The organism is Moellerella wisconsensis (assembly GCF_022592395.1).
GTDB lineage: Bacteria > Pseudomonadota > Gammaproteobacteria > Enterobacterales > Enterobacteriaceae > Moellerella > Moellerella wisconsensis.
In genome coordinates this window covers 3,521,122-3,547,379 of record NZ_CP093242.1, presented here as the reverse complement: position 1 = coordinate 3,547,379, position 26,258 = coordinate 3,521,122, and the positions used below count along the sequence as shown (strand labels likewise).

26 protein-coding genes and 1 pseudogene are annotated in these 26,258 nt (G+C 35.8%); 16 read left to right on the top strand and 11 right to left on the bottom strand.

The genetic code is table 11. From position 1 onward, the window contains the following. Nucleotides 1-44: 44 nt before the first annotated feature. Nucleotides 45-686 carry an orotate phosphoribosyltransferase gene (pyrE, locus tag MNY66_RS15610; protein ID WP_047255868.1) on the top strand — a complete coding sequence of 214 codons (642 nt, stop codon included), beginning with the start codon at nucleotides 45-47 and terminating at the stop codon, nucleotides 684-686. An 83-nt stretch (nucleotides 687-769) separates the two neighbouring features. Here the strand turns inward: pyrE and slmA are convergent, their stop codons facing one another. The 3 genes from slmA to coaBC all read right to left on the bottom strand — a co-directional run bounded on the left by slmA (nucleotide 770) and on the right by coaBC (nucleotide 3,353). Continuing rightward, entirely contained in the window at nucleotides 770-1,369 is a 600-nt protein-coding gene (gene slmA, locus MNY66_RS15605; protein WP_241501179.1) for a nucleoid occlusion factor SlmA, read from the bottom strand. A 336-nt stretch (nucleotides 1,370-1,705) separates the two neighbouring features. Further along, a complete protein-coding gene (gene dut, locus MNY66_RS15600; protein ID WP_241501178.1) occupies nucleotides 1,706-2,161 on the bottom strand; it encodes a dUTP diphosphatase in 456 nt (151 codons plus the stop codon). Further along, nucleotides 2,148-3,353 (bottom strand): bifunctional phosphopantothenoylcysteine decarboxylase/phosphopantothenate--cysteine ligase CoaBC, encoded by a 1,206-nt coding sequence (coaBC, locus tag MNY66_RS15595; protein WP_241501177.1) that lies wholly within the window; start codon nucleotides 3,351-3,353, stop codon nucleotides 2,148-2,150. Before coaBC ends, dut begins: the two co-directional genes overlap by 14 nt. 176 nt (nucleotides 3,354-3,529) lie before the next feature. Between coaBC and radC the strand changes: the two genes are divergently transcribed. The 9 genes from radC to MNY66_RS15550 all read left to right on the top strand — a co-directional run bounded on the left by radC (nucleotide 3,530) and on the right by MNY66_RS15550 (nucleotide 11,277). Continuing rightward, nucleotides 3,530-4,195: a RadC family protein gene (radC, locus tag MNY66_RS15590; RefSeq protein ID WP_047255864.1), complete on the top strand. Its 666-nt coding sequence runs from the start codon at nucleotides 3,530-3,532 to the stop codon at nucleotides 4,193-4,195. Nucleotides 4,196-4,449: 254 nt separating this feature from the next. Continuing rightward, nucleotides 4,450-4,686, top strand: a complete 237-nt coding sequence (rpmB, locus tag MNY66_RS15585) for a 50S ribosomal protein L28 (RefSeq protein WP_047255863.1) — start codon at nucleotides 4,450-4,452, stop codon at nucleotides 4,684-4,686. An 11-nt stretch (nucleotides 4,687-4,697) separates the two neighbouring features. Continuing rightward, nucleotides 4,698-4,865, top strand: a complete 168-nt coding sequence (gene rpmG, locus MNY66_RS15580; protein ID WP_047255862.1) for a 50S ribosomal protein L33 — start codon at nucleotides 4,698-4,700, stop codon at nucleotides 4,863-4,865. A gap of 246 nt (nucleotides 4,866-5,111) precedes the next feature. Continuing rightward, the gene (gene rfaQ, locus MNY66_RS15575) at nucleotides 5,112-6,167 is read left to right on the top strand and encodes a lipopolysaccharide core heptosyltransferase RfaQ (protein ID WP_241501176.1); all 1,056 of its coding nucleotides are present in this window, start codon (nucleotides 5,112-5,114) and stop codon (nucleotides 6,165-6,167) included. A 26-nt stretch (nucleotides 6,168-6,193) separates the two neighbouring features. Then, nucleotides 6,194-7,426 (top strand): O-antigen ligase family protein, encoded by a 1,233-nt coding sequence (locus MNY66_RS15570; protein WP_241501175.1) that lies wholly within the window; start codon nucleotides 6,194-6,196, stop codon nucleotides 7,424-7,426. 1 nt (nucleotide 7,427) lies between these two features. Beyond that, a complete protein-coding gene (locus MNY66_RS15565; protein ID WP_241501174.1) occupies nucleotides 7,428-8,384 on the top strand; it encodes a glycosyltransferase family 2 protein in 957 nt (318 codons plus the stop codon). A gap of 41 nt (nucleotides 8,385-8,425) precedes the next feature. Beyond that, nucleotides 8,426-9,550, top strand: a complete 1,125-nt coding sequence (locus MNY66_RS15560) for a glycosyltransferase family 4 protein (protein ID WP_047255860.1) — start codon at nucleotides 8,426-8,428, stop codon at nucleotides 9,548-9,550. Then, nucleotides 9,543-10,340: a lipopolysaccharide core heptose(I) kinase RfaP gene (gene rfaP / locus MNY66_RS15555; RefSeq protein WP_241501173.1), complete on the top strand. Its 798-nt coding sequence runs from the start codon at nucleotides 9,543-9,545 to the stop codon at nucleotides 10,338-10,340. Before MNY66_RS15560 ends, rfaP begins: the two co-directional genes overlap by 8 nt. A gap of 1 nt (nucleotide 10,341) precedes the next feature. Further along, nucleotides 10,342-11,277, top strand: a complete 936-nt coding sequence (locus MNY66_RS15550) for a glycosyltransferase family 8 protein (protein ID WP_241501172.1) — start codon at nucleotides 10,342-10,344, stop codon at nucleotides 11,275-11,277. A gap of 89 nt (nucleotides 11,278-11,366) precedes the next feature. Here MNY66_RS15550 and MNY66_RS15545 read toward each other — a convergent pair whose 3' ends face one another. Continuing rightward, nucleotides 11,367-12,371 (bottom strand): glycosyltransferase family 8 protein, encoded by a 1,005-nt coding sequence (locus MNY66_RS15545; RefSeq protein WP_241501171.1) that lies wholly within the window; start codon nucleotides 12,369-12,371, stop codon nucleotides 11,367-11,369. A 123-nt stretch (nucleotides 12,372-12,494) separates the two neighbouring features. Here MNY66_RS15545 and mutM point away from each other — a divergent pair, with 123 nt between their 5' ends. Next, the gene (gene mutM / locus MNY66_RS15540; protein ID WP_241501170.1) at nucleotides 12,495-13,304 is read left to right on the top strand and encodes a bifunctional DNA-formamidopyrimidine glycosylase/DNA-(apurinic or apyrimidinic site) lyase; all 810 of its coding nucleotides are present in this window, start codon (nucleotides 12,495-12,497) and stop codon (nucleotides 13,302-13,304) included. A gap of 6 nt (nucleotides 13,305-13,310) precedes the next feature. Here the strand turns inward: mutM and coaD are convergent, their stop codons facing one another. After that, entirely contained in the window at nucleotides 13,311-13,802 is a 492-nt protein-coding gene (coaD, locus tag MNY66_RS15535; protein ID WP_047255853.1) for a pantetheine-phosphate adenylyltransferase, read from the bottom strand. Between the two features lie 252 nt (nucleotides 13,803-14,054). Here coaD and waaA point away from each other — a divergent pair, with 252 nt between their 5' ends. Beyond that, on the top strand, nucleotides 14,055-15,332 hold the full coding sequence (waaA, locus tag MNY66_RS15530) for a lipid IV(A) 3-deoxy-D-manno-octulosonic acid transferase (protein ID WP_047255852.1): 1,278 nt from the start codon (nucleotides 14,055-14,057) through the stop codon (nucleotides 15,330-15,332). A 237-nt stretch (nucleotides 15,333-15,569) separates the two neighbouring features. Next, on the top strand, nucleotides 15,570-17,045 hold the full coding sequence (locus MNY66_RS15525) for an ArnT family glycosyltransferase (RefSeq protein ID WP_047255851.1): 1,476 nt from the start codon (nucleotides 15,570-15,572) through the stop codon (nucleotides 17,043-17,045). A 46-nt stretch (nucleotides 17,046-17,091) separates the two neighbouring features. Here the strand turns inward: MNY66_RS15525 and yibB are convergent. The 6 genes and pseudogenes from yibB to envC all read right to left on the bottom strand — a co-directional run bounded on the left by yibB (nucleotide 17,092) and on the right by envC (nucleotide 23,545). Further along, nucleotides 17,092-17,964: pseudogene (gene yibB, locus MNY66_RS15520) on the bottom strand (protein YibB). Nucleotides 17,965-18,082: 118 nt separating this feature from the next. Beyond that, on the bottom strand, nucleotides 18,083-19,048 hold the full coding sequence (rfaC, locus tag MNY66_RS15515) for a lipopolysaccharide heptosyltransferase RfaC (RefSeq protein WP_241501169.1): 966 nt from the start codon (nucleotides 19,046-19,048) through the stop codon (nucleotides 18,083-18,085). Next, entirely contained in the window at nucleotides 19,048-20,097 is a 1,050-nt protein-coding gene (gene rfaF / locus MNY66_RS15510) for an ADP-heptose--LPS heptosyltransferase RfaF (RefSeq protein WP_241501168.1), read from the bottom strand. Before rfaF ends, rfaC begins: the two co-directional genes overlap by 1 nt. Before the next feature lie 19 nt (nucleotides 20,098-20,116). Next, nucleotides 20,117-21,049: an ADP-glyceromanno-heptose 6-epimerase gene (gene rfaD, locus MNY66_RS15505; RefSeq protein ID WP_047255847.1), complete on the bottom strand. Its 933-nt coding sequence runs from the start codon at nucleotides 21,047-21,049 to the stop codon at nucleotides 20,117-20,119. 265 nt (nucleotides 21,050-21,314) lie between these two features. Further along, on the bottom strand, nucleotides 21,315-22,262 hold the full coding sequence (locus tag MNY66_RS15500; RefSeq protein WP_414738780.1) for a divergent polysaccharide deacetylase family protein: 948 nt from the start codon (nucleotides 22,260-22,262) through the stop codon (nucleotides 21,315-21,317). A 41-nt stretch (nucleotides 22,263-22,303) separates the two neighbouring features. Further along, nucleotides 22,304-23,545: a murein hydrolase activator EnvC gene (gene envC, locus MNY66_RS15495; protein ID WP_241501894.1), complete on the bottom strand. Its 1,242-nt coding sequence runs from the start codon at nucleotides 23,543-23,545 to the stop codon at nucleotides 22,304-22,306. A gap of 580 nt (nucleotides 23,546-24,125) precedes the next feature. On the opposite strand from envC, the gene MNY66_RS15490 reads away from it, so the two are divergent. The 3 genes from MNY66_RS15490 to gpsA all read left to right on the top strand — a co-directional run bounded on the left by MNY66_RS15490 (nucleotide 24,126) and on the right by gpsA (nucleotide 26,216). Next, nucleotides 24,126-24,563 (top strand): rhodanese-like domain-containing protein, encoded by a 438-nt coding sequence (locus MNY66_RS15490; RefSeq protein WP_047255844.1) that lies wholly within the window; start codon nucleotides 24,126-24,128, stop codon nucleotides 24,561-24,563. Between the two features lie 145 nt (nucleotides 24,564-24,708). After that, a complete protein-coding gene (secB, locus tag MNY66_RS15485) occupies nucleotides 24,709-25,182 on the top strand; it encodes a protein-export chaperone SecB (RefSeq protein ID WP_047255843.1) in 474 nt (157 codons plus the stop codon). Then, nucleotides 25,182-26,216 carry an NAD(P)H-dependent glycerol-3-phosphate dehydrogenase gene (gene gpsA, locus MNY66_RS15480; RefSeq protein ID WP_047255842.1) on the top strand — a complete coding sequence of 345 codons (1,035 nt, stop codon included), beginning with the start codon at nucleotides 25,182-25,184 and terminating at the stop codon, nucleotides 26,214-26,216. Before secB ends, gpsA begins: the two co-directional genes overlap by 1 nt. Nucleotides 26,217-26,258 lie beyond the last annotated feature (42 nt).

Genomic DNA, 26,258 nt, shown 5'->3' with positions numbered 1-26,258 from the left:
AAATCCCCTAAAAATGATTGAATTGATGTAAAGGAGAGAAACGAATGAAAACCTATCAGCGTGAATTTATTGAACTTGCAATGCAGAAACAGGTACTTAAATTCGGAGAGTTTACGCTGAAGTCTGGTCGTAAAAGCCCTTACTTCTTTAATGCCGGACTGTTTAATACCGGTCGTGATTTAGCGCTTATTGGCCGATTTTATGCGGCGGCATTGCGTGAAAGCGCGATACCTTGTGATGTTATTTTTGGACCGGCTTATAAAGGCATACCCATTGCAACCACTACCGCAGTAGCATTAGCAGAGCACTATGATATTGATATGGCTTATTGCTTTAATCGTAAAGAAGCGAAAGATCATGGCGAAGGGGGCGTTTTAGTCGGCAGTGCATTACAGGGAAATGTAGTTGTTCTTGATGATGTTATTACCGCGGGTACTGCAATTCGTGAATCAATGGAAATTATTAAGCAACATCATGCTTCATTAAGTGGGGTTCTACTTAGCCTAGATCGTCAGGAAAAAGGTCAAGGTGAAATTTCGGCGGTACAAGAGGTTGAGCGTGATTATGGCTGTAAAGTTTATTCGATTATTACGATGAGTGATTTGATTACTTATCTCGAAGAACAGCCTAATATGGCAGAACATTTAGAGGCGATGAAAGCGTACCGCCAACAGTTTGGTATCTAAGAGTTACAAGAAGAAGAATTCAGAATTAATAGGAAAAAAAGCCCTCGCCCAATAACGGGCGGGGTGAGTAGTAAAAGTGGTTATTATTGTAGCTGAGCGAGAATTAATGGCCAGCGTACATCAAATTCTTGGGTTGGTTTATAACGAAACTCAGAGCGTACAAATCGAGAAAGCATACCTTCACAGAAGGCCAATAGTTGCGAGGCCAACAGTGATTCATCATAGATAAATCCTTCACCATCGCGTATCTTTTTCTCTTTTAATACTTGTCTTAGTTGCGCTTCTATACGTTCAAACAATTGATTAATACGCCCTTGCAGACGATCTTGTTCAAACATCAGGGCATGCCCTGTCATTATACGGGTTAATCCCGGATTTTTTTCAGAAAAACCTAAAATTAAGACTAAAATAAGGCGAATACGTGTGATGGTATCCTTCTCATCTTTTAAAATTAAATTTATTCGAGAAACCAGAGAATCTTCGATAAATTCAATCAAATTATCGAACATTTTTCCTTTGCTGGGAAAATGACGATAAAGTGCAGCTTCAGATACACCCACATTTGCTGCAAGTTTTGCGGTTGTAATCCGTTGATTACCATCACTACTTTGTAACATTTCTGCGAGTGATTGGAGTATTTCTTCACGCCGGTTGCGTTTTTTGGTTATTTCTTTCTCTGCCATGTCTGATAAGACCCCTGCTACAACAGCAAAACAAATCAGATATAATTGCTCTGCGCTATTTATGCCTAATGGTTGGCTATATATGCCAACTTTTTGTATTAACTGATTATATTAATCAATTTCACGGATAAATCGCATTAATAAATAGTATTAATTGCCAGAGCAAAAATGTTTAAAATCGTTCTTGATACTGCCTATACGTTTAATTATTAGAATTACAAAAGGATAGGGAAGGATTATTTCCCTTACATTCTAAACTAATTTAGGCGGTTAAAGTCCAAAACTATAGCGATGCCTCTGTAATTTGTAGTATGGCAGATATAATTTATTGAATATTTACTGGCGGCCTGAATGACCAAATCCACCCGCCCCACGTTCTGTTTGTTCAAAATCCTCAACAATATTGAACTCTGCTTGAACTACAGGAACAATCACCATTTGAGCAATTCTTTCGCCGGGCTCGATAGTAAACGGTTCTGAACTGCGATTCCAGACAGAAACCATCAATTGACCCTGATAGTCTGAATCAATCAGGCCGACTAAATTACCGAGAACTACCCCATGTTTATGACCAAGACCTGAGCGAGGTAGAATGACGGCTGCGTATTGTTCATCTGCGACATGAATGGCTAAGCCTGTAGGCAATAGCTCAGTTTGACCGGGATTAAGAACAACTGCGCTATCTAAGCAGGCACGCAAATCAAGGCCTGCAGAACCTGGAGTCGCATAAGCAGGTAATGGAAATTCATTGCCAATACGAGGATCAAGAATTTTTAGGTCAATTTTTTTCATAACGTTGAAGTATCTCGTCAAGTAAACGGTGGCTCAATTCAATTTTACTGCTGTGAGGAAGGTGTACATCACTGGTCTCATCAAACAGATGTAATGCATTATTATCGCTGTTAAAACCCTGATCAGAAAGAGAAACATCATTAGCGCAAATTAAATCTAGCTGCTTTTGTTGCCGTTTCTGGCGTGCATAATGTTCTATATTCTGGGTTTCTGCCGCAAACCCTACCACAAATGGCCTATGGGTTGTTAATTTTCCTACGCTGGCAACGATATCCGGATTTTTAACTAAGGTAATATTGATTTCATCACCTTGTTTTTTTATCTTATTTTCAGCGATTTCTTTGGCTCTATAATCAGCAACTGCGGCACAGCCGATAAAAATATGTTGTTCAGCAATATATTGATGTACTTGCTGATACATTTCTATAGCGCTCAAAATATTAATACGATTAACCTTGGCTGGTGTAGGCAAATTGACTGGTCCAGAAACTAACGTCACATTTGCACCGCGCTCTGCCGCTGCTTGAGCTATAGCGAAGCCCATTTTCCCTGAACTGTGATTGCTAATAAATCTAACAGGATCAAGTTCTTCTCTGGTTGGACCCGCGGTTATCATAATATTTAAACCGACTAAATTTTGCTGCATAGCAAAATATTGGCATGCATGCTGTACAATATTCATCGGGTCTAACATTCGACCCGGTCCAATATCACCACATGCTTGGCTTCCTTCATCAGGGCCCCAAATTAGACATTGTCGCTGTTGTAATCGCTGTAAATTTTCTTGAGTTACTGCCGCGCGGAACATTTGTTGATTCATTGCAGGAACAACGGCAATCGGTGCAGAAGATGCCAGACACACGGTAGTTAACAAGTCGTTGGCCATACCTGAAGTTAGTCTGGCAATTAAATCTGCTGTTGCAGGTGCCAAGATAATCAAATCAGCCCACTTTCCTAGCTCTATATGGCCCATGGCAGCTTCTGCTGCGGGGTCGAGTAAATCATCCGCAACAGGGTGACTAGAAACAGCTTGTAGCGTTAATGGCGTTATAAATGCCTTCGCTGCCTCAGTCATTACAACACGTACAATCGCGCCGTAATCACGTAAACGGCGTACCAACACTGGCGTTTTATACGCTGCGATACCTCCGCTAACTCCAAGAATGATATGTTTACCTGATAGCTCTGCCATGGTGGTTATCCGAGTAAGTCATGATGTATGTATATTATCACATCCTATAACACAGGTAAGTGCGGACTTACTTGTCATAAAGGCTATTTTTGCGAAGCCTAACGCAAGGTTAATTAACAGTGATTGTATTTGCCTTTATAGCTGATTAAAAATGCAGCAAATTATAAGGGGGACTGATGTTAACCTGGCGAGATCTTAAACCTAGAGAAAAATTATTAAATAATGGTGTCAATTCATTGACCGATGCTGAGTTATTAGCGATTTTTTTACGAACAGGCAGTCAAGGCTTGCCAGTCTTAAAATTGGCTCAAGATCTACTGGATGAATTTGGCTCTTTGTATTTATTAATGATGTCTGATTATCAGAAGATTAAACAACATAAAGGTATGGGAATTTGTAAGTTTACACAATTACAGGCAATTGGTGAGTTATCTCGCCGTTTCTTCTCGGAACAATTTTTATATGAAGATGTTATGTCGAGTCCTGATTTTTTAAAAACACGCTTAATAGAATTATTTTTTGGTAAAGATAGAGAGGTATTTATTGGTGTTTTTTTGAATAATCAGAATCAAATCATTTGTTATGAAGAAATGTTTAAAGGAACTTTGAATAAAGTCGAAGTACATCCGAGGGAAATTATCCGTTTTGCGATTAGAATGAATGCATCTAGCATCATTTTAGCTCATAATCACCCTTCTGGTAATCCAGAGCCGAGTCTAGCAGATAGACGAGTAACTGAACGTATCGATAATGCTTGCTCTTTGATGGGGATAAAATTACTCGATCATTTTGTTATCGGACATAAAAGTTGTGTCTCATTTGCAGATAGAGGATGGCTATAAAATCATTTTTTTGACTAAAAAATGACAACTTTCACTGTTATGCACTTGAGTGAGAACGATTGAGGGCGTATACTACGCCACCTTTGAGGATCTTGGGTTTGGCGAGAAGAGCCTATCTCAGTAAATTTTTTACTGATGTTGAAGTGAGTCTTTTCAGTCAATAAAAGAAAGTTTGCTGAGATAGGCTCCTAAGCCTGACGAGGCGGCCATACCCAATTCAAAGCTCGAGCTGATTAGATTTTTGGAGAATAGACATGTCACGAGTCTGCCAAGTTACTGGCAAGCGTCCAATGAGCGGAAATAACCGTTCACACGCACTCAACGCGACCAAACGTCGTTTTTTGCCTAACCTGCACTCTCACCGTTTCTGGGTTGAGTCTGAGAAACGTTTCGTAACACTGCGTGTATCTGCTAAAGGTATGCGTGTTATCGATAAGAAGGGCATCGAAACAGTTCTTGCTGAACTTCGTGTCCGTGGTGAGAAGTACTAAGGAGCTGAAAAATGGCTAAAGGTATTCGCGATAAAATTAAGCTGGTTTCTTCTGAAGGTACAGGTCATTTCTATACCACTACGAAAAACAAGCGTACTATGCCTGAAAAACTGGAACTGAAAAAATTTGATCCAGTTGTTCGTAAGCATGTAATCTACAAAGAAGCAAAAATTAAATAATTTTACCTTCTCTGTGAAAACCCAGCCTCGGCTGGGTTTTTTTTTATTAAAAATGATACATAAATACAGAATATTGATATTTTATTATGGAAACTTCTGCTTTTTCTGTCTTTGATGCTATAACCATTGTTCTTAAAATAGTAAGATCAGTATGAGGCATTGAATCTATTGCGATAGACTGTGTTAAAAGTCTATGCATTCTTATCTTAGTTAAATTTAACCAATTTTGATTTTTAAGAGCGTCTGGTGGATAAACAATTTAAAAAAATTCTTGTGATCAAGATGCGATTTCATGGAGATATGTTACTGACAACCCCGATTATCAGTACATTAAAACGTAATTATCCTGAGGCTGAAATTGATGTACTTCTTTATCAGGATACTGCGCCTATCTTATCAAAAAATACTGAAATTCATGCGCTATATGGTGTGAAGGGCAAAAATAGTCATGGCATTGCTAAATTGGTTAATTTTATAAGTTTAGTGAGAAAGTTACGTCGAAATAACTATGATCTAATTGTTAATCTTGCTGATCAATGGATTATAGGTACTCTTATGCGTTTAGTTCCTGCAGAGATGAAAATATCTCAATTTATTGAGCATCGCAATTCTCAATATTGGCATAAAAGTTTCACTCATTTAGTCAATATGTCAGGAGATAATGTTGTTACAAACAATCTCTCTATATTAAAGCCGCTAAAGTTAAAAAAAATATATACTAAAACCACCATGGCATATGATGAGGAAGATTGGCAAAAAATTAACCAGCAGTTGATTGAGTTAGGTGTGCATAGCAGCTATGTTGTCATTCAGCCAACTGCACGGCAAATTTTTAAATGTTGGGATGATGATAAATTTTCTCAGGTTATTAATTCATTACAATCACGAGGCTATCAAGTTGTATTAACTTCAGGGCCAAGTAAAGAAGATCTCGCATGTATAAATAATATTGCAAATAACTGTGAAATTGCGCCCGTAACGGCATTGGCAGGAAAAACCTCTTTTGCCGAATTAGGTGCCTTGATAAGTCATGCTGCTTTATTTATTGGCGTAGATTCAGCTCCAATGCATATTGCTGCTGCTGTCAATACACCTATAATATGTTTATTTGGTGCAACAGATCATATTTTTTGGCGGCCATGGAGTGATAATGTTATTCAATTCTGGGCTGGTGATTATGAATCAATGCCACCAAGAAGTGAACGAGATCGTACTAAACGATATTTATCCATTATTCCTGCATCAGATGTTATTGCTGCTACAGAAAAAATGTTACCGATGAATATTTATCATTCGGTTTAACTGTTGTAGAGTCTAGAGATTTTATTATGCAAATAAATATACAACGAAGGAAAGTTATAACTTACAAATCATTATTGGACTATTTTATAGTATTTTTTTTATATTTTTGCTTATCTGTTTTTATATTTAATCCGAGATATGCTGCTGAAATTTTTACTCTTATAGGTACATTATCTTTGATCTCATTAACTATAAAAATGGATTTTAGTGAAAAGAAAAAATATTTTTTACCGGCAGCATTAATAGGTTATGGAATTATTCAGTTACTCTGGGCTTATTATTATCAAAAGGATAACTCTGAATTTTCAGGAACCTATCGTTCATATAAGGATACAGGTAAAATACTTATTATATCTGGTCTAATTATTATCAATATTATTAATGCTAATTTTAAAAAATTAAGTAAATTTAGACAATTATTTCTTATTCCCGCTTTCTTATTATTAGGTTACGCGGCCTATGAAAAAATATATTTTTCTGGTCGTTTAGGTTTGTCCTTTGGTCAGTATGCAACAGCAACTGCTTATTTTATTACATTTTTTTCTATATTTGTAATTGCATCGTTAAAGAATGATATAATTATTAACTTTATTGTGTTTGTTATTTCATTTTATTTGTTGATTTTAACGGAAACTCGAGCTGCAATAGTGTTTTATCCTGTAATTATATGCGCTTTCATTTTATTTAAATTTAGTAATAAATCTAAAAAAATAAAATTTTATTTGGTATTTTTTTTATTAATAATATTTTCAATAATTACACTTTTAAATAAAGATATTTTAATAAGACGAATGAATAATATAGTAAGTGATATATCTTTATATCAAGAAAAAAGTAATAGTAAATCATCAGTTGGTGCTAGATTAGCTATGATAAGAATTGGTTTAAATACTGGTTATAATAATTTACTAGGGCAATCTTTAGAGCAACGAGATCAAGAAATTAAGGAGCTTGTATTATCTCAACCTCTATTTGAAGGTGGTGCGATATACAGTAATGTTCATCTTCATAATGAAATAGTTGATAACTTTTCTTTAAAAGGATGGTGGGGAGTTCTAGGATACCTAATTTTAATGCTTGCTTTATTTTATGAATCTTATTTGAAGAAAAGTTTAGATCTATTATTATTCTCTATTTCTTCTGCTGTATATGGAATGAGTGATATGATCCTTTATGGAAATAATATGACGTTATCATGGTCGCTATTATTGATCATGATAATTTTTATTACAGAATTAAAGAAAGAAAAGGTAGAATAGAATGTTAACGTATCAAAAAAATATATTATTGAGTATTATAATCCCTGTCTTTAATGGTGAGAGAACTATAATAAAATTACTAGAGAATATACTTAGTATTTCCCCTGAATATGTTGAGTTTATTATTGTAAATGATGGTTCTACAGATAAAACTCATATTCTTATAGAGAGTTTTTGTACAGAAAAAAATATAGATAGAAATATATATAAATATTATCAGTTTAATGATAATAAAGGTGTTTCTGCTGCTCGTAATTTTGGAATAACAAAAGTCAAAGGTAATTATATTGGCTTTATTGATAGTGATGATATAATAACAAACGATTACTTTAATTATATTATTCCAGCAATAAAAGAAGATGAATTTGATATTATTAGTTTTAACTTTATTTATAATAATGAAGTAATGCTACCAAGTAATAATACTAATTTAATAGAGCCTGTTTTTGATATTTGTTACTGGCAACTAGTATCAAGAGTATATAAAATAAATTTATGGAAAAATGTATATTTAGAGATAGGTCGACATTATGAAGACTTAATATTATTACCTTATATTTATCTTAAAGCAAAGAAAATAAAACATATACCAGAAGCTTTATATATATATAATAAGAATGATACTAGCATAACTCAAAATATAAAAAAAAGTGATGTAAATGATTTGTTTTTTGCTATAAATAAAATGATTTCTTTTATTTATACAGATAAAAATTCTCATGAAAATATAAGTATGTTAATTAATTATTTAATTAATTCTTTTTTCTTAGCAAGAAAATTAATAAAAAAACTGGATGGTTATTATCATTATGATAAAGAACAAACTATCCTTATTAAGGAAATAATTAATTTAGTTAATAGGTATAATGTAAAAATACCAAAATCTAAAAAAAGAAAATTACAATACCTACAGTTAGATACATTTATATCACGTTTAAATAATATAATTTCAAGATAAAAACACGTATACTATATTAAATGATTAGTTTAGGAGCTTAGATGAAAATCGCATTTTGTCTGTATAAATACTTCCCATTTGGTGGATTACAAAGAGACTTTTTGCGTATAGCTTTGGAATGCCAAGCAAGAGGGCATCAAATCCGAGTTTATACTATGTCATGGGAAGGTGATAGACCGGTAGGATTTGAAATTATTTTAGTTCCTATTCAAGGAAGTACTAATCATCGCCGTAATACGGAATTTCATAAATGGGTTTCTAGTCATCTTAAAATGTATCCGGTAGATAGAGTCGTTGGTTTTAATAAAATGCCTGATCTAGATTTTTATTATGCGGCCGATGTTTGTTACGCAGAAAAAGTTGAACAAGAAAAAGGTTTTTTTTATAAATTAACTGCTCGTTATAAGCATTATTCACAATTCGAAAAAGCTGTTTTTCAGGCTGGAAAATTAACTAAACTGTTAATGCTAACACCTCATCAAGTCGCTCATTTCAAAAAACATTATCAAACAGAAGAATCTCGTTTCTATATGTTACCTCCAGGTATTGCTGGTGATCGAAAATATGATCAGCAAATTCCAGATGCCCGACGTTTATACCGTGAAAAAAATAATATTCCTCTTGATAGCTTTTTATTATTGCAAGTAGGTTCAGATTTTAAACGTAAAGGTGTTGAGCGAACATTAAATGCACTTGCTTCATTACCTGAAGAAATAAAGAAAAAAACTTATTTGATGGTCGTTGGGCAGGATAAAGCTAAAAAGTATCAGAATATTGCTAGGAAATTAGAAATTCAGTCACAAGTCTCATTTTTTAGTGGTCGTAATGATATTTCTGAGTTGATGGCTGCTGCTGATATTTTAATGCATCCTGCATTGCAAGAAGCGGCAGGTATTGTTTTATTAGAGGCAATTACCGCAGGTTTACCTATTATTGTTACTGATGTTTGTGGTTATGCACCATTTATTCGACAAGCACAGTGTGGGGCCATTATTGCTGAGCCTTTTGCGCAGGAAAATTTGAATAAAACATTATTAACTTGTCTACAAGATATATCGCTTCTCGCTAAGTGGTCAGAATGTGCTCGTCATTTTGCGGATACAGAAGACTTATATAGCTTACCTGAAAAAGCCGCTGATATTATTTTAGGAGAGCAAAATGATTGAGTTAAAATCACCATTTAGTGAATTGTGGAAAAACAAAGATCCTTTTATTGAAACTGAAAAACTAACTGGTGAAGTTTTTCGCCAGTTAGAAACACGCAAAACCTTACAATTTGAATTAGGGAATAAAAGTTATTTCATTAAAATTCATTACGGCACAACTTTAAAAGAAGTATTAAAAAATTTAGTGTCGTTTAGATTACCTGTATTGGGTGCGGATCGAGAATGGAATGCGATTCATCGCTTAGAGAAAATCGGTGTTGATACTATGAATGGCCGTGCTTATGGTCAAAAAGGTTTTAATCCATTACGTCGTCATTCATTTATTATAACTGAAGCTTTGGTACCGACAATTAGTTTAGAGGATTTTTGTAAGTCATGGTGTCATCAGCCACCATTATTTAATACTAAGATATTAATTATTCGACGTATTGCTGAAATGGTAAAAAAAATGCATGCTGCTGGAATTAATCATCGAGATTGTTATATCTGTCATTTCTTGCTGCATTTACCCTTTGATGGGATTGAAAATAATCTGAAAATTTCAGTGATTGATTTACATCGAGCTCAAATAAGAAAGTCAGTCCCTCGGCGATGGAGAGATAAGGACTTAGTTGGGCTTTATTTTTCTTCTCTAACAATTGGATTAACTGATAGAGATAGATATCGTTTTATGAAGATATATTTTAATAGTAGCTTGAAAGATATCTTTAATAAAGAAGAATACTTGATAAAAAAAGTACATAAAAAAGCAGATAATATTAAAGAAAGAACATTAAGGAAAGGATTATAAAATGGATACTATACATATAGCATATTGTGCAGATGAAAACTATTTAGAATATCTCTCTGTATCTTTAATGTCTGTTTTATTAAATAATAAAAAAAATAAAATACATTTCCATTTGTTTCTTTACAATGTATCTAATGATGAGTGTGAAAAATTAAAATCTATAGATGCGGATATCAGTATCTATAGTATAGATAATTCATTAATGAATAAATATGATCAAAAGTTCACAATAAAGCATCTTAATATGTCTACATATATGAGACTTATTGTTCCTAGAATGTTATTTGGAAAAGTGGATAAATTTATTTATTTAGACATTGATACATTATGTTTTTCTGATTTATCAGATATTAATAATATAGATATATCTAAGGTAGTCTGTGCAGCATCATCTGATAGTAATAACAATGAAAAAAATAGTAATATAATAAGATTAAAATTAAAAGATAATTTTTATTTTAATGCTGGATTTTTATATATAAATATAAATAATTGGATGAAATATAATATTGAAGATAAAGTAAATAAGATCGTTTTAAATAAAAAATTTGACCTTGTTTATTATGATCAGGATGCTTTAAATCTTGCTTTAGAAGATTATGTAATTAGCATTGATAAGTCGTGGAATTATTTATATACATGGATGAGTTTAGATGAAAAAGAAAACTATTTTTTTGATGATAATAAATTACCTAAAATAATACATTTTACAGGTGGTAGAAAACCTTGGTATAAAGAGCATTCTGGATTATCACAAAATTTATTTATATTTTATAAGCATTTTACACCATGGAAAAATACTAAATTAAGAAGTTATAAATCTAAAATTAAAAATAGTGATAATAGAGTTTATGCTAGAGAGGCTTTTCAGAAAAAAAATATTATGTTGAGTATTAAATATTATTTTATATATTTGTATAATAAAGTAATAAAGTAATAAAGTAATAAAGTAATAAAGTAATAAAGTAATAAAGTAATAAAGTAATAAAGGTAAGTTATAAATTATTATTTATAACTTACCTTATGTTAAAATTTGTTTTTTATTTTTAGATGAATATATTTCAAATGAGAAATAAAACTAGATAAATATTTTTTTTGTAATCGTTCATGTGATGATTTTTTCTTCATTTGCTTGATTGTATTTGGAGTTTCTAGAGGAATATTATTCCATATTGATGATTTATATATATCTAGAAAGTATTTTGATGAGGGATAATTGCCCCAAATATGCCAAGGTTTACTTACACCTACATAATGAATTAATTTGATATTATCAGTTAATACATTTTTATATAATTGAATATCTTTGTTTTTAAGTTCAGTATCTACACCATAAAAGAAATTATAAGCTTTATTCAAATAATAAACTTTATTATTCATGATAACATTGAGAGTATCTTGATCTGGAAACAAGGAGTTATCTATATTTAATTTTAAATGTTCTAATGTTTTTTGTGTAATATTTTCATTTTTCCATAAAATTAAATTAGCTAACATCATTCCAGAATTAAAATAAAGGCCATCTTTTATAATATTTATTTCTCTTGCTCTCTCTTGTAATTTTTTAGTATCAGGTACAGCGGCTAATATTTTATCAGATAAATCAAGAGAGTTTAGATCTGATATATTACTTTTGCACATAATATCAGCGTCTAAATATAATGCTTTAGTATAATTCTCAGACAATATATCGAAACCTATAATTCTATAGTAAGTAGCATAAGGCCATCTTTCTGTGCAAGGTAAAAAGGATAAATTATCATTATTTATAATATAAATTATTATATGAACTTTATTTTTTTGTGCTGTTTCTTTTAGATGCTCTATTGATGTTTTAGATATTTTATCTGTAAATAAATGAAATCTATATGCATTATTATTATATTTAAGAATTGATTCTATTGAAATAGCTGCACCTAATAAAAAATTAGATGTTATCCCATAAATAATATCTAATATAGAGTCATCATTTTTTTCTGAAAAATCAATCTCAATTTTTTCTGAAATTATTTTAGAGTATTGGAAGTACATATATAACCTATAGTAAATAACTTTAATAAAAGATGTCTACGATTATCTCATATGTATGTTATATATTATATAGAGTAGTTAATATTTTTTATTTATGAAATCATTATTTTGGGATTTTTCTAAATGCCTGAATTACCTGAAGTTGAAACAAGTCGTCGGGGAATTGAACCCCATTTAGTCGGCAATACTATCCAATATGCTGTTGTGCGTAATAGTCGGTTGCGTTGGCCTGTTTCAGAGCAGATATTACGGCTTGCCGATGAACCTGTTTTTAGTGTTCAACGGCGTGCTAAGTATTTGTTATTAGAATTGAAACATGGTTGGATTGTTATCCATTTGGGCATGTCTGGTAGTTTGCGTATTTTGACCGACTATATTCCAGAACAAAAACATGATCATGTTGATTTAGTGATGGCGGATAAAAAAATTCTGCGTTATACCGATCCTCGTCGATTTGGTGCATGGCTATGGACAGATAATTTAGCGGGTTGTTCTGTGCTATCTCATTTAGGGCCAGAGCCATTATCTGAGGATTTTAATTCAGATTATTTGTATGCTTTAGCGCAAAAGAAAAAAACAGCTATAAAACCTTGGTTAATGGACAATAAAATTGTAGTCGGTGTGGGGAATATTTACGCGAATGAGGCTTTATTTGCCGCACATATTTCTCCGGAGCGCACGGTAAACAGTTTATCTCGCGACGAAATTAATCAACTTGTCTTACAAATAAAACGGGTATTACAACATTCTATCGAGCAGGGGGGGACAACACTGAAAGATTTTTTACAATCGGATGGTAAGCCAGGTTATTTTGCTCAAGAATTATTTGTATATGGTAAGAAAGGTGAACCCTGCTCGATATGCGGTCATTTAATTGAGAGCATTAAACAGGGCCAACGGACGACCTTTTTCTGTCGACATTGCCAGAAGTAATGATGATTAATTTGTTTTTTGGTTTAATTTTTGCGTCATTGCTTCGACTACGACTTCAGGTAAAAAGGATGAAATATCACCATTATGGCGGGCGACATCTTTAATAAGTGATGATGAAACAAAAGATAAATTTTGTGAGGGTAATAAGAATACTGTTTCAAGTTCGGGCACAAAATGTCGATTCATATTGGCTAACTGCCATTCATATTCAAAATCTGATACTGAACGAACGCCACGAATAAGCACGGTAGCTTGTTGTTGTTGCGCAAAATTAGCCATTAATTCACTGAAACCGACTACCGTGACATTTTGTAAATGATCAGTGACCTGTGTGGCTAACTCAACTCGTTCTTCTAGCGAAAACATAGGATTTTTGCGTTCACTGCTGGCAATAGCGAGAATAACCTGTTCAAACATATCCGCAGCGCGAGTAACAATATCTAAGTGGCCGAGTGTGATAGGATCGAATGTACCGGGATAAATTGCTTTATTTTTCATAAAAGGCGAACTCTTATCTTTTGTTTTATCGGATTGATTGGTGTGGATGATTTTGAGTTATAGTCAATGATTTACTTAGCACACTAAAGTTTACCCCACAGTAGCGGCTATTAGTCTTCGATGCAATATCATTGCGATCAATGACATCAGTATTAAGAGCGATATACGTCAATTTTTATCAATATATTCTACACACTTTCATTGTAGGTTTGTGCTAATATAGCGCCAATTTTAGTTAGTGAATTGAAGCGAATGTTACTGCGTTTATATCAGGTACTTCTATATATCATTCAGCCCCTTATATGGGTGAAATTATTATTACGTAGCCGTAAGGCGCCTGCGTACCGCAAACGTTGGCCAGAACGCTATGGATTCTGTGCGGGTAAAGTGGGAACCGGTGGAATATTATTGCATTCTGTTTCTGTGGGAGAAACTTTGGCTGCGGTTCCTTTAGTTCGCGCATTACGCCATCATTATCCTTCATTACCGATAACTGTTACTACTATGACACCTACCGGTTCAGAGCGTGTATCCTCTGCATTTGGTGATGATGTCCATCATGTATATTTACCGTATGATTTACCCGGTTCAATGCGTCGATTTTTAAATCACGTTGATCCCAAACTGGTGATAGTGATGGAAACTGAATTGTGGCCTAATTTTATTAATCAGTTGAATAAACGTAATATACCTTTAGTTATTGCCAATGCTAGGTTGTCTGAACGCTCAGCCGCGGGTTATCATAAATTAGGCAATTTTGTAAAAAAAATTCTACGTAAGATAACTTTAGTTGCTGCACAAAATCAGGAAGATGGCGAGCGATTTATTGAATTAGGCTTACGTCGTAAGCAATTATTTGTTACTGGTAGTTTAAAGTTTGATATTTCAGTTACACCAGAGTTAGCGGTTAAAGCGGTAACATTACGTCGTCAATGGGCTGCCCATCGCCCCGTTTGGATTGCTACCAGTACTCATGAAGGTGAAGAAGAAATTGTTTTAGCCGCTCATGCACAATTATTAAAACAGTTTCCTAACTTATTATTAATTTTAGCGCCTCGTCATCCGGAGCGTTTTGTAGTCGCTGAAGAGTTAACTCGAAAAGCGGGGATGAAATATGAGTTGCGCAGTGCGAATACTATTCCGGCAAATGATATCCAAGTAGTGATTGGCGATTCGATGGGGGAGCTGATGTTACTGTATGGGATTGCTGATTTAGCCTTTGTTGGCGGAAGTTTAGTTGAGCATGGTGGGCATAATCCGCTTGAGGCTGCGGCACATGCATTGCCTATTTTAGTCGGGCCACATACATTTAATTTCAAAGATATTTGCAGTAAATTGGCTCAGGCTGATGGATTAATTACGGTGACTGACAGTGATTCTTTATGCCAGGCAGTAACTAGTTTATTATCTGATGAGGATTACCGACTGTATTATGGCCGTCATGCTGCTGAAGTTTTACATGAAAATCAAGGCGCATTGCAGCGGTTATTGCAATTATTAAAACCTTATTTACCGCCAAGAGAGCAATAAGCTAATTTTATCTCCGGTTGTTTTGGCTAATTACGCTGAGATAACCGGGATTACGGTTATCATGCTTAGTTATATAAAATAAGTTATATTAATAGCGTTATTGAGAACAAAATATTATCTCCCGTTCTGACTTATTATCCTCGGTAAACTATAGTAGAATCCCTCATTCGTATGACTTTACGCCAGTCTGGATAAAGGCATTAGTCACATTAATCCTTTAAATATATAGTAAAAAATATGCCTGAATTGAATAAGCAGAATTCAAATGGTTTCCTGTATTTATGGGTGATGGCTTATGCCATTCTCTGGACGCTTGGAAGCTATTATCTCGATCCTACCGTTCCCTATGATGCTGTTGAAGCGGTTAATTGGGGAATTAATGGTGAATGGGGCTCTCCTAAAAACCCGTGGTTCGTAGGTTTTGTGATGTGGCCAGCCATTCATCTCTCACTTCCTTTTGATTTTTATTGGTATTTTATTCATTTCTTCGGTATTGCTATCGGCATGCTTGGGGTTTGGCATTTATCTTATCGCCTGACCCAGCGAAAAGATTTAGCTTGGTTTGCATTATTAATCCTGAATCTTTCTGGAATAATAAATTTCGATATTATTCCGTACAATGATAATTATATTTTAGTCACTTTTTGGGCATGGATTATTTATGCCTTTATACGTGCCGTCTATGATAACCCAGCATGGTGGTTATTATTTTCTCTGTGCTCTGCACTGGCAACGATGGGGAAATATTCGACATTAGCCTTAGTTGGCTCGGTTTTTTTATTAACCTTATTTGTGAAATCAGTGCGTCAAAGTTACCGACAGCCAATTTTTTATGTCGCGCTTGTCTTGTGGTTTGCATTAGTTTTACCTAATTTTTTCTGGTTAATGGCCACTGATTTCTCTGCTTTTAAATGGGTCGATTCACAGATAGCTCCGGGATTTAATCTTCATACCACTCAAGCTGCTCTGTCGGTATTTTATCCTTTAATTATTGCCGCAATTATTCTGTATTTCGCCGGCGGACGATTTGGCTGGCCTAAACAACAACCTAACCGTTTAGTTAATTTTATTGTTCTGTTTCCCTTGGCAATAATTTATGGCTGGTTTTCTTTCCATGATGGAGGAAGGATCACCGAATGGTTACAGCCATTTATGATGGTTTGCGCGCCGTTATTGGTGGGTTCTATCATTCAATATCCTCAAAAATCATTACGCCGTCCATTAATTAGCTTAGCTATTATTGGGGTCTTAGTCTTTGTTGGGTACTGTGTGGTGATGATTGCCAATGTTCGTGGGGCGGGGCAAAAATTCATAGGGATTAAAACGTTAACTGCAGAAGGTCAACAACGTTGGCACGATAAATATGGTCAGCCATTAAAATACGTTGGAGGAGAAGATAACTTATATCAGTGGTTTATTATATATGCTTCTGATCATCCCCATGTTATTCAGCCTTGGACGCTTGAAGACCATATGCCGCCGAATATTTATAATCGTGATATTACTGAAGCAGAAATTCGTCAGCATGGTGCGTTATTATTAGGTAATAAATATGATGATTGCGAACATGAGAATTTTTCTCGAGTACAAAAATTCTGGCCGCAATTTTCGATTGAAAAAGAAGATGTTATGTATCGCTCTGATCCTAACGCTCCGATAAAAACGATGTGCTTTGGCTTTATTGCACCAGACTCCGTTGCGACAAAAAAATAATATTAGAAATAATTTTATTAATATAAAATAAAACTAATATATTAACTTAATCATTTTGAGGTTTATTTAATCTCAAAATGATTTTTAACCATTTAAGGTAGCTAATGTTTGATCCTCTATGAAATAATTTAAATACTCGAAACCATTCCATATGACCTAGATAATGGATTTGGACTAAATTGGGCTTTTGATTAGTACACATTAAAAAAACACCTTGGTCGTCATCAATAATATTTATATTTAATAATTGTTTTTGTGTTTTTGTTACAACTTCATGAAATTCAGCCCATTTATTTTTTGAACTAACCAGTACACCACCAATAATAAATGTTTCATTATTAATAACTCTAGATAAAACAGTGTCCATATCTTCTAATTTAAAATTATCTCTTATTGAGAATAAATGTATTTTCTCTGGATTAAACGGATGATACCAGTTTTTTATTCCATAAATTGTTTTGTCTTTTCTAATGTATCCAAAATCAATCCATGCAATTAATTCATTATGAGTTAATTTTAAATTTATTGCCTTATTAACAAAGTAAGTTTTTAAATTATTAATTAGTACATATTCTGCAGACCAGTATTCAGGATTTTTTAATTGCTCGGGTTTTATTAGTTTTTTGAATTCGTCGCTGTTTTGTATTTTGGATATTCTATTTAATAAGTGTTTGAATTTCTTATATATATCAATGGTGATAACTGTTGTTGGTTTTCCTTTTCTTCAACTAAGAACTTTTTCTTTTAGATCATCTGAGGTGAAAATAATTATTTCATTATCTAGTTCTGCTAATTTATTGAAATAAGAAAAATATGTGTCAGTATTTCTCTCTAGTCTATTTGAATGGCCATTCTCTGCATTCCAATTACTTCTTCCTATATCGAAGAAAGCAGTAACAATAGTAATTGAGTTATTCATTGTATAATCCATATTCTCTATAGTAGCTCTTAATTATATAAAATCATCTAATATTGTTAAATATTAAAAAATTATCCTTATTAAATAAATTCAATTTTTATTATATTCATTATATTTCTTAGATATGAGATATTAACTCAGTAAATACTTGATTGGCTGTTATTGAATTTATTTTATTATCGGGCGCTTTTAATGAATATTGCGCTTTTCCATATCCACCGATTAAACCTGGATCCGTAGGGCCAAATAAGGTGATATTGGGTTTATCCAGTGCGGCCGTTAGATGGCTGAGACCAGTATCGACAGAGACTACTGCTTTAGCATTAGCTATTTGTTGGGCGACTTCTGCGAGGGTTAATTTCGGTAACACTTCGACAAAAGGAAACCCTTTAGCCAGCCTCAATGCGCGCTGATATTCATGCTCAGCTCCCCAAGGTAATTTAATTTTTAATCCGCTGGGTGCCATTAACGAGATAAGTTCCCGCCAGTTATCTTCTGACCAATGTTTATCATCGCGGGTCGTTGCATGTAGAAAAATTAAATAATCAGTTTCTGGGTATTCTATTTTTGGTGATAAAAAATGCTTGGCGATACTATAATCACCTTTTATTTCAGGTAATGGATAGCCTAAACTTAGGGCAAACAATTGGCGAATGCGCTCTACTGCATGTTGTTGTTTATTAACGTGATGACGATAATCATAGAATAAACTGGCGAGTGGCTCACGCACACTTTTGCCATCATAACCATGTTTAGGTCCATGCGCTAAACGAGTGACTAAGAATGCACTTTTCAATAATCCTTGCGCATCAATAACGGCGGCATAGTTCTGTTGTTGTAGTAAATGACGGAATTCGGCCCGTTCTGCCCGTATCGGTGCAGAAAACCAGTTTTTACGCCAACGGCGTATAGCGACGGGGATCACCTGATCAACCGCTTGATGCCAACTAGGAATTTGCGCAAAACCTTCTTCGACTACCCAATCAAAACGAATATTAGGCAGTTGCTGCTGCGCATCGGTCAGTGCTGGTAGTGTATGTAAAACGTCACCCATAGATGAGGTTTTGACTAATAAAACGCGCATTAATCGGCTTGTCCTACGGATAATTTATTCAGTGCGTTTAGCACCAGTTCGGGTTTGATATCGATTAAGCTTTGATGATAACCGCTGTCCCCGTCCCCTTTACGTACTTTATGGTAACCAGTAATGAGCCGGATTACCTGCGCTTTATTAGATAATGGTGGGGTAAAATCAGGACTACTTGGGCCATAAAGTGCAACCAGTGGTCTATCGAGTGCGGCCGCAATATGCATCAGTCCTGAATCATTACTGATCACCGCATTACAGCCAGCGATAAGATTAACGGCTTGTTCTAGTGAGGTTTTACCTGCCAGATTATAACAATACTGTTGCGCATCATCCGAGAGAGATTGACGTATATCGTCGCCAACGGGGGCATCTTTGTCTGAACCAAATAGTAATATTTGATAACCTTTTTCTGTGATTAAAGTTTGCGCTAGATTGGCATAATGGTAATGAGGCCAACGTTTGGCTGGGCCAAATTCGGCGCCAGGACAAAATCCAATAATGGGGCGTTGTTCAGAAAGACCGAAGTTCTCACGAGTTTTAGTAACTTCGTCTTCAGTAACCTGTAGCTTTGGCCATAACAACGGTTGTGGCAAACAGGCCGCTGAGGTTATTTGGTCTGCGGGATACGCTAACGCGATATAGCGTTGAACCATTAGCGGAAATGCATTTTTGTCTAAAATACGCAGATCATTTAATAATCCATAGCGCATTTCGCCTCGCCAACCTGTTCGGCGGGGAATATTTGCAAACCAAGGAACCAGCGCGGATTTAAATGAGTTAGGTAAAATATAAGCGTGATCGTACTGCTCTGCACGCAGCTCAATCCCCAAACGGCGACGTTCACCAATTCCTAATGTTCCGTGACCCAGTGGCATCGAAATTGCCTGACGAACTTCGGGCATTTTTGCGAGTAAAGGTCGACACCATGCTGGTGCCATCACATCGATTTCTGCGTGTGGGTGTAAAGCCTTTAAGCTGCGATAAAGGCTTTGAGACATCATCATATCTCCCACCCAAGAGGGTCCGATCACCAATATTTTCATAAAATATTAATTAATTACCTTATTTATTTAACCAAGCCATATATTCAGCAACGCCTTCCGCGACCGTTTTAAATGGTGCGTCATAGCCTGTTGCTCTTAGATTGGTTAAATCTGCTTGAGTAAAACTTTGATAACGGCCTTTAAGTTTCTCTGGGAAATCAATGTGTTCAATAGATAGTTCTTTATCTTGATGATAAGCAATTACAGCATCCGCGACGGCTTGGAAAGATTCAGCGCGACCGGTTCCGCAATTATAAATTCCTGAGATTTTATGTTTCCAACACCACAAATTAACAGCGGCTACATCTCCAACATAGATAAAGTCGCGTTGGAATTGTTCACTGCCTTCGAATAATTTTGGATTTTGGCCTTGATTAATTTGCGTATTTAAATGGAAAGCGACACTAGCCATACTGCCTTTGTGGCTTTCTCTTGGACCATATACATTAAAATAGCGGAAACCACACACCGGTGAATTGGCTTCTGGCAATATTTCACGTACATATTGGTCGAATAAAAATTTAGAGTAGCCATAAACATTTAATGGCTGTTCGTATTGGCGTTGCTCGATAAAATTATCGCTGCGTCCGCCGTAGGTTGCGGCTGATGAGGCATACAGAAAAGGTATTTCTCTATCTAAGCAATAATGTAATAACTCTTTTGAATATTGATAGTTATTATCCATCATATATTTACCGTCCCACTCAGTGGTGGAAGAGCAAGCACCTTGATGGAAAACGGCTTCAACATCACCAAAGTCATCGCCTGCGATAATGCTCGCGATAAAATCTTCTTTATCGACGTAATCGCCAATATCTAAATCGACTAAGTTGGCAAATTTAGTGCCATCTTTTAGGTTATCAACGACCAAAATATCGGTACGGCCTTCATCATTTAGTGCTTTTATAATGTTGCTGCCAATAAATCCAGCGCCGCCGGTGACAATAATCATTGGGAATACCTCAAATGAGTTAACGATTTTATCCTAAACACTTCAAGTTACTATCGGGGGAGTAAGCATGAAATTACCCGATTACAGGAAGTATAATGGAGATAATTTAATTCTATATTGTGGCTTATCATAACATTTAACCGCTTTGGCGACAGCACTACTAATAGGATTAACCGCGTAGTTGCATGATAGTTGGTTGGGCGATTCTTGGTGCTAAAATAAAATAGCCAGACATCATTATCTGGCTATGCTTGACTGGCATGGATTATTTATTTTTGGATGTTACGTTAAATAGAGGGGGATTATGATCTTTTAATAATGGCTGTAATTGAGGATCTTGATAAATAGCCTCAGTAATAAACATTAAAAAATCAATACCTTGTCTTGTTTCTGAATCGATAGAGACCGCACATTGCTTAAGCTGATGCTGGATTTTTTCCATCGGTTTCTGGGTTGTTTTCTCTGTAGGCGGTTGGTTTTTTGTCGATAAATCTACTTTTTTCTCGGGAATAATATGGTGAGTTATCCCCGGTGTAAATAATGCGCTGACAGCCACGAGCTCTATATCTGCTGGTAATTGAGGTAATTGTTTCTGTAGCGCTCTGACTGTCGATGGATGAGGGTGGCCAATCGCTATCGCACTGCCATGCTTGCGAGCATAAGCAATCGCTTTATTTAATTGAGCATTAGTTTCTGCCTCTGATTGGGTATTATCGAGAAAAATATTACGACGTACATTAGGGACAGCAAACTGACTAGCGGCTTTACCCGCTTGGGTATTACCTATCGTAACACTGTCTAAAAAATAGAGGTTATAGTGTGATAACGCTCGCATTACATTAATCATACCGGGAAGGCTAGAAGTCATTTCACTGCCCATATGATTGTTCATCCCTTTAGCGTGAGGCACTTGACTGATGGCTTTGCGGATAATGCGATTAACTTCATCACTACTCATTGATGGCGCAAGGGTATTCTTTTCGAGCGGTTGCTTGCTGAGCGGCTTCATCGGCATGTGAATTAATATTTCACGTCCTTGTTGATAGGCTTTTTGCGCAATTTGTTGTCCATGTGGGGAATCAGGCAATATAGCAATAGAGACCCCAATGGGTAATGCTAAGATTTGATTATCTTCTTTTACTCGATAGCCAAAGTCATCAATAACGATGGCTAATCGTGCTGCACTGGCCGAAAAACTAATTATAAATAGCATAACGACAGTAACTAGTTTGTGAGGCCGGCATATAAACATCTTTATCTCCCAAGCCAAGGTCGAGGATTAACGGTTTTTCCTTGGCGTCGAATTTCAAAATAGAGTGCGGGTTTTTCTTGCCCTCCACTGCTTCCAACTAACGCAATTGGCTGACCTGCGCGTACCTCTTGCCCGACATTTACTAAAGCGCTTTGGTTGTAGCCATAGAGGCTCATATCGCCTTTACCATGCTCAATAACAACGACTAGGCCATAGCCTTGAAGCCAATCTGCTAACAGAACCCGGCCATCGGCAATCGCTTTAACTTGGGTTCCTTCATTGGCACCAATCACCATCCCTTTCCAGCGTAATTCGCCAGAAATAGCATCACCGTAGTTATGTAAGGCTTGTCCACGAACAGGCCATATTGCTTGTCCTGCCGGTCGTCCAAGGCCTCCGGTACGAGCCATTAATGAACGTTCGCTTTCATTTGGCTTATAACTTGAACCTGTTTTTTGGGCTTTACGTTCTTTTTCAGCAACTTGAGCACGAATACGAGCCGCTTCTTTGGCTTCTCTTTCTGCTCGCGCTTTGGCTTCACGTTCTGCACGGGCGATTTTATCGCGCAGACGACTTTCATTTTGCTTCATCACCAACAGATTTTTTTGATCTTCTTTCAGAGCACTTTCGAGAGCGACTAACGTTTGCTTACGTGCTAATTGTGCATTATCCAGTTTACGTTTTTCTTGTTGTTGTTTAGCTAATGCTTTTTTCTGTTCAGCATGTTTCTGTTGCTCGAGTAACTTTTGCTGCTTGAGTTCATCACTGGTATTTTGTAGCTCAATAATTGTTTTTTCTCGCGCTTGGTTGAGATAATTGTAATAAGCCAAAACTCGCTCTTCTCTGGCGCCTTCTTCACCTTTAAATAATAGCTCAAGTCCTTGATGTCTGCCTTGTCGGAAGGCGGCATCGAGTTGCTGTGCTAATAATTTTTCATGTGCTGATTTTTGTTGTTGTAATCGTTTGATACTGGAATTTAAGCCATTTATTTCTTTATTTAATCGCTCTAATTGATTTTGTAACCCGTGCAAACTGCGACTAGCTGCAGAAATACTCTGCTCTTGCTGTTGTAATTGCTGGAGTAGATTTGCCCGTTTAGTTTGCTGTTCTTTGACACTCTTTTCTTTAGCCGCAATATTTTGCAGTAGATTTTGTAATTGATCTTTATTTTCACCCATTTGATTTGCCGCGAAGCTCAAAGGGGCGGATAAAGACAATAGACTGCTGGCCAGCACTACCGACATAAGGGAGGAGCGGATAAATGGCATCCGGTGAAATTTTTTAGTGGCCATTCTTATTTATCACCTTGAATGAACATGAGGCTGATGATCTCATTGAGTATAAAAGATTGCCGTCATTTGGCGTCTTAATTGTAATTTTGGAAGCCAGCGAATCGCGCTTAATGTTACTTTATCTCATTGAATTAAGCGATATTATAACATTATCACTGATTTACTTTATTAAGCTAGGATGAATGTCTTTTTTAGCCGACAGGAATATACCTATCACTATGAAATACCTAGGTTTTTATTTATTGCTATACTGTAATTAATTGTGAAAATGAATAGATTGAGATTATTCTGAGCTATGGATTACTTGGTTACCCAGTATCCTAGAATAAAAATTATTTTCGTGGTAATCGAGCAATAAATAGAGCGTTGCTGGTAAAATTTTGTGCATTTTAACCTGTTTTGTATTATTTATGCGGACTATTTTGCAAAAAAACACCGACAGTTTGCGCTAACTGGCTGTAATTAAGCCGACACAAAGGTATACTCTGAAGCCTTTGATATCTATTTTAACCAACGGGAGTGATTGCCCTCCATGATGCAAGAAATCATGCAATTTATTAGCCAACATATGGTATTGAGCCTAGTTTGGGTAGCGTTGCTTGTCGCCGTGATTGTAATAACTTTTAAGGGAATGTTCTCTAAATCAAAAGTAATTACTAGTGGTCAGGCGGTTCAGTTAATCAACAAACAAGAGGCTGTTGTGGTAGACCTGCGTTCGCGCGAAGATTTCCGCAAAGGGCATATCATTGATTCGATTAATCTAACACCTTCTGAAATTAAAGATAATAATTTAGGTGAATTGGATAAATATAAGCAAAAACCAGTGATTATTGCTTCCGCAACCGGTATGGATGGTAATAAGCCAGCAGAACAATTGATTCAGCATGGTTTTGAACAGATTTTCATTCTAAAAGATGGCATCTCGGGCTGGACTGGTGACAACTTACCATTGGCTCGCGGTAAGAAATAATTTGTCTCTATTACATTTTGAGTTGTCGGCGGATAGATCGGATATAGTGAATATAGCGAGATTATATCAGTAGCTTACCTCTTGAATTGTAGAGTAGATATTCTCAAAACTCATATGGACGTTAAGTTAAAAGGTAATAATTATTATGTCAGAACAAAATAATCCAGAAATGGCATTTCAGATCCAGCGTATTTATACTAAAGATGTTTCATTTGAAGTACCCAATGCTCCACATATTTTCCAGAAAGAGTGGCAACCAGAAATTAAATTGGATCTAGATACCTCTTCTACTCTGTTAGCGGATAGTGTTTATGAAGTTGTTCTGCGTGTAACTGTTACGGCAAATCTGGGTGAAGAAACCGGTTTTCTGTGTGAAGTACAGCAAGCAGGTATTTTCTCCGTTGAAGGTATTGAAGGAACACAATTAGCTCATTGCTTAGGGGCTTATTGCCCGAATATCCTGTTCCCATATGCTCGCGAATGTGTGACTAGCCAAGTTAGCCGTGGTACTTTCCCACAACTAAATCTGGCACCCGTTAACTTTGATGCGCTATTTATGAACTACTTGCAACAGCAGGAAGCTCAAGCGCAGACAGGTGAAGTTCCACAGGAAAACTAATGAATACTGCTTCAATGACAGTAGTCGGTGCCGGCTCGTACGGCACCGCTTTAGCCATTACTTTAGCGCGTAATGGCCATCAAGTCGTATTATGGGGCCATGACCCGGCTCATATTACTCGCTTGCAACAAGATAGGAGCAATCAGGCTTTTTTGCCTGGCGTTTCCTTCCCTGATAATTTATCCCTTGAAACTGATTTAAAACAAGCAGTTCAAGCCAGTCACAATCTTCTTATTGTTGTACCAAGCCATGTTTTTGGTGATGTACTGACACAAATAAAACCCTTTTTACAGTCGAATTCTCGAGTTATTTGGGCCACTAAAGGTTTAGAACGTGATACTGGTCGTCTGTTACAAGATGTGGCTCGTGAAGTATTAGGCAATGAAATTCCACTGGCTGTATTATCAGGGCCAACATTTGCGAAAGAACTAGCCGCAGGATTACCCACAGCAATATCGGTGGCGGCCACTGATCCCGAATTTGGGGAGCAATTACAGCAATTATTCCATTGTGGTAAAAGTTTCCGTGTTTATAAAAATCCTGACATTATCGGTGTGCAATTGGGCGGAGCAGTCAAAAATGTTATCGCTATTGGCGCAGGAATTTCTGATGGTATGGGATTTGGCGCAAATGCCCGTACGGCATTAATTACGCGAGGCTTAGCGGAAATGAGTCGTTTAGGTGCCGCATTGGGGGCTGATCCCTCGACCTTTATGGGCATGGCGGGGCTTGGGGATTTAGTGTTAACTTGTACGGATAATCAATCACGTAATCGTCGTTTCGGTATGATGTTAGGCAAAGGTATCGGTGTTGAAGATGCTGAAGCAGATATTGGCCAAGTGGTTGAAGGTTATCGTAATACTAAAGAAGTCAAAGCATTAGCCGAGCGTGTTGGTGTCGAGATGCCAATTACAGAACAGTTGTATCAGATACTGTATTGTCATAAAAATGTCCTAGAAGCAGCTAAGTCATTACTCGGTAGAGCAACTAAAGATGAAATTGCTGATATGCATTTTATGCAAAAGCCGGAATAATATCAGTCAGTTATAACTGAGATATTATAGCAAAAATAGCAC

Excerpts from the sequence above, each read along its gene's own strand:
- pyrE (WP_047255868.1), top strand. The coding sequence starts at position 45 with ATGAAAACCTATCAGCGTGAATTTATTGAACTTGCAATGCAGAAACAG.
- slmA (WP_241501179.1), bottom strand. The coding sequence starts at position 1,369 with ATGGCAGAGAAAGAAATAACCAAAAAACGCAACCGGCGTGAAGAAATA.
- dut (WP_241501178.1), bottom strand. The coding sequence starts at position 2,161 with ATGAAAAAAATTGACCTAAAAATTCTTGATCCTCGTATTGGCAATGAA.
- coaBC (WP_241501177.1), bottom strand. The coding sequence starts at position 3,353 with ATGGCAGAGCTATCAGGTAAACATATCATTCTTGGAGTTAGCGGAGGT.
- radC (WP_047255864.1), top strand. The coding sequence starts at position 3,530 with ATGTTAACCTGGCGAGATCTTAAACCTAGAGAAAAATTATTAAATAAT.
- rpmB (WP_047255863.1), top strand. The coding sequence starts at position 4,450 with ATGTCACGAGTCTGCCAAGTTACTGGCAAGCGTCCAATGAGCGGAAAT.
- rpmG (WP_047255862.1), top strand. The coding sequence starts at position 4,698 with ATGGCTAAAGGTATTCGCGATAAAATTAAGCTGGTTTCTTCTGAAGGT.
- MNY66_RS15570 (WP_241501175.1), top strand. The coding sequence starts at position 6,194 with ATGCAAATAAATATACAACGAAGGAAAGTTATAACTTACAAATCATTA.
- MNY66_RS15565 (WP_241501174.1), top strand. The coding sequence starts at position 7,428 with ATGTTAACGTATCAAAAAAATATATTATTGAGTATTATAATCCCTGTC.
- MNY66_RS15560 (WP_047255860.1), top strand. The coding sequence starts at position 8,426 with ATGAAAATCGCATTTTGTCTGTATAAATACTTCCCATTTGGTGGATTA.
- rfaP (WP_241501173.1), top strand. The coding sequence starts at position 9,543 with ATGATTGAGTTAAAATCACCATTTAGTGAATTGTGGAAAAACAAAGAT.
- MNY66_RS15550 (WP_241501172.1), top strand. The coding sequence starts at position 10,342 with ATGGATACTATACATATAGCATATTGTGCAGATGAAAACTATTTAGAA.
- MNY66_RS15545 (WP_241501171.1), bottom strand. The coding sequence starts at position 12,371 with ATGTACTTCCAATACTCTAAAATAATTTCAGAAAAAATTGAGATTGAT.
- mutM (WP_241501170.1), top strand. The coding sequence starts at position 12,495 with ATGCCTGAATTACCTGAAGTTGAAACAAGTCGTCGGGGAATTGAACCC.
- coaD (WP_047255853.1), bottom strand. The coding sequence starts at position 13,802 with ATGAAAAATAAAGCAATTTATCCCGGTACATTCGATCCTATCACACTC.
- waaA (WP_047255852.1), top strand. The coding sequence starts at position 14,055 with ATGTTACTGCGTTTATATCAGGTACTTCTATATATCATTCAGCCCCTT.
- MNY66_RS15525 (WP_047255851.1), top strand. The coding sequence starts at position 15,570 with ATGCCTGAATTGAATAAGCAGAATTCAAATGGTTTCCTGTATTTATGG.
- rfaC (WP_241501169.1), bottom strand. The coding sequence starts at position 19,048 with ATGCGCGTTTTATTAGTCAAAACCTCATCTATGGGTGACGTTTTACAT.
- rfaF (WP_241501168.1), bottom strand. The coding sequence starts at position 20,097 with ATGAAAATATTGGTGATCGGACCCTCTTGGGTGGGAGATATGATGATG.
- rfaD (WP_047255847.1), bottom strand. The coding sequence starts at position 21,049 with ATGATTATTGTCACCGGCGGCGCTGGATTTATTGGCAGCAACATTATA.
- MNY66_RS15500 (WP_414738780.1), bottom strand. The coding sequence starts at position 22,262 with ATGCTATTTATAATTAGTTTTTCGGCCAGTGCAGCACGATTAGCCATC.
- envC (WP_241501894.1), bottom strand. The coding sequence starts at position 23,545 with ATGTCGGTAGTGCTGGCCAGCAGTCTATTGTCTTTATCCGCCCCTTTG.
- MNY66_RS15490 (WP_047255844.1), top strand. The coding sequence starts at position 24,126 with ATGATGCAAGAAATCATGCAATTTATTAGCCAACATATGGTATTGAGC.
- secB (WP_047255843.1), top strand. The coding sequence starts at position 24,709 with ATGTCAGAACAAAATAATCCAGAAATGGCATTTCAGATCCAGCGTATT.
- gpsA (WP_047255842.1), top strand. The coding sequence starts at position 25,182 with ATGAATACTGCTTCAATGACAGTAGTCGGTGCCGGCTCGTACGGCACC.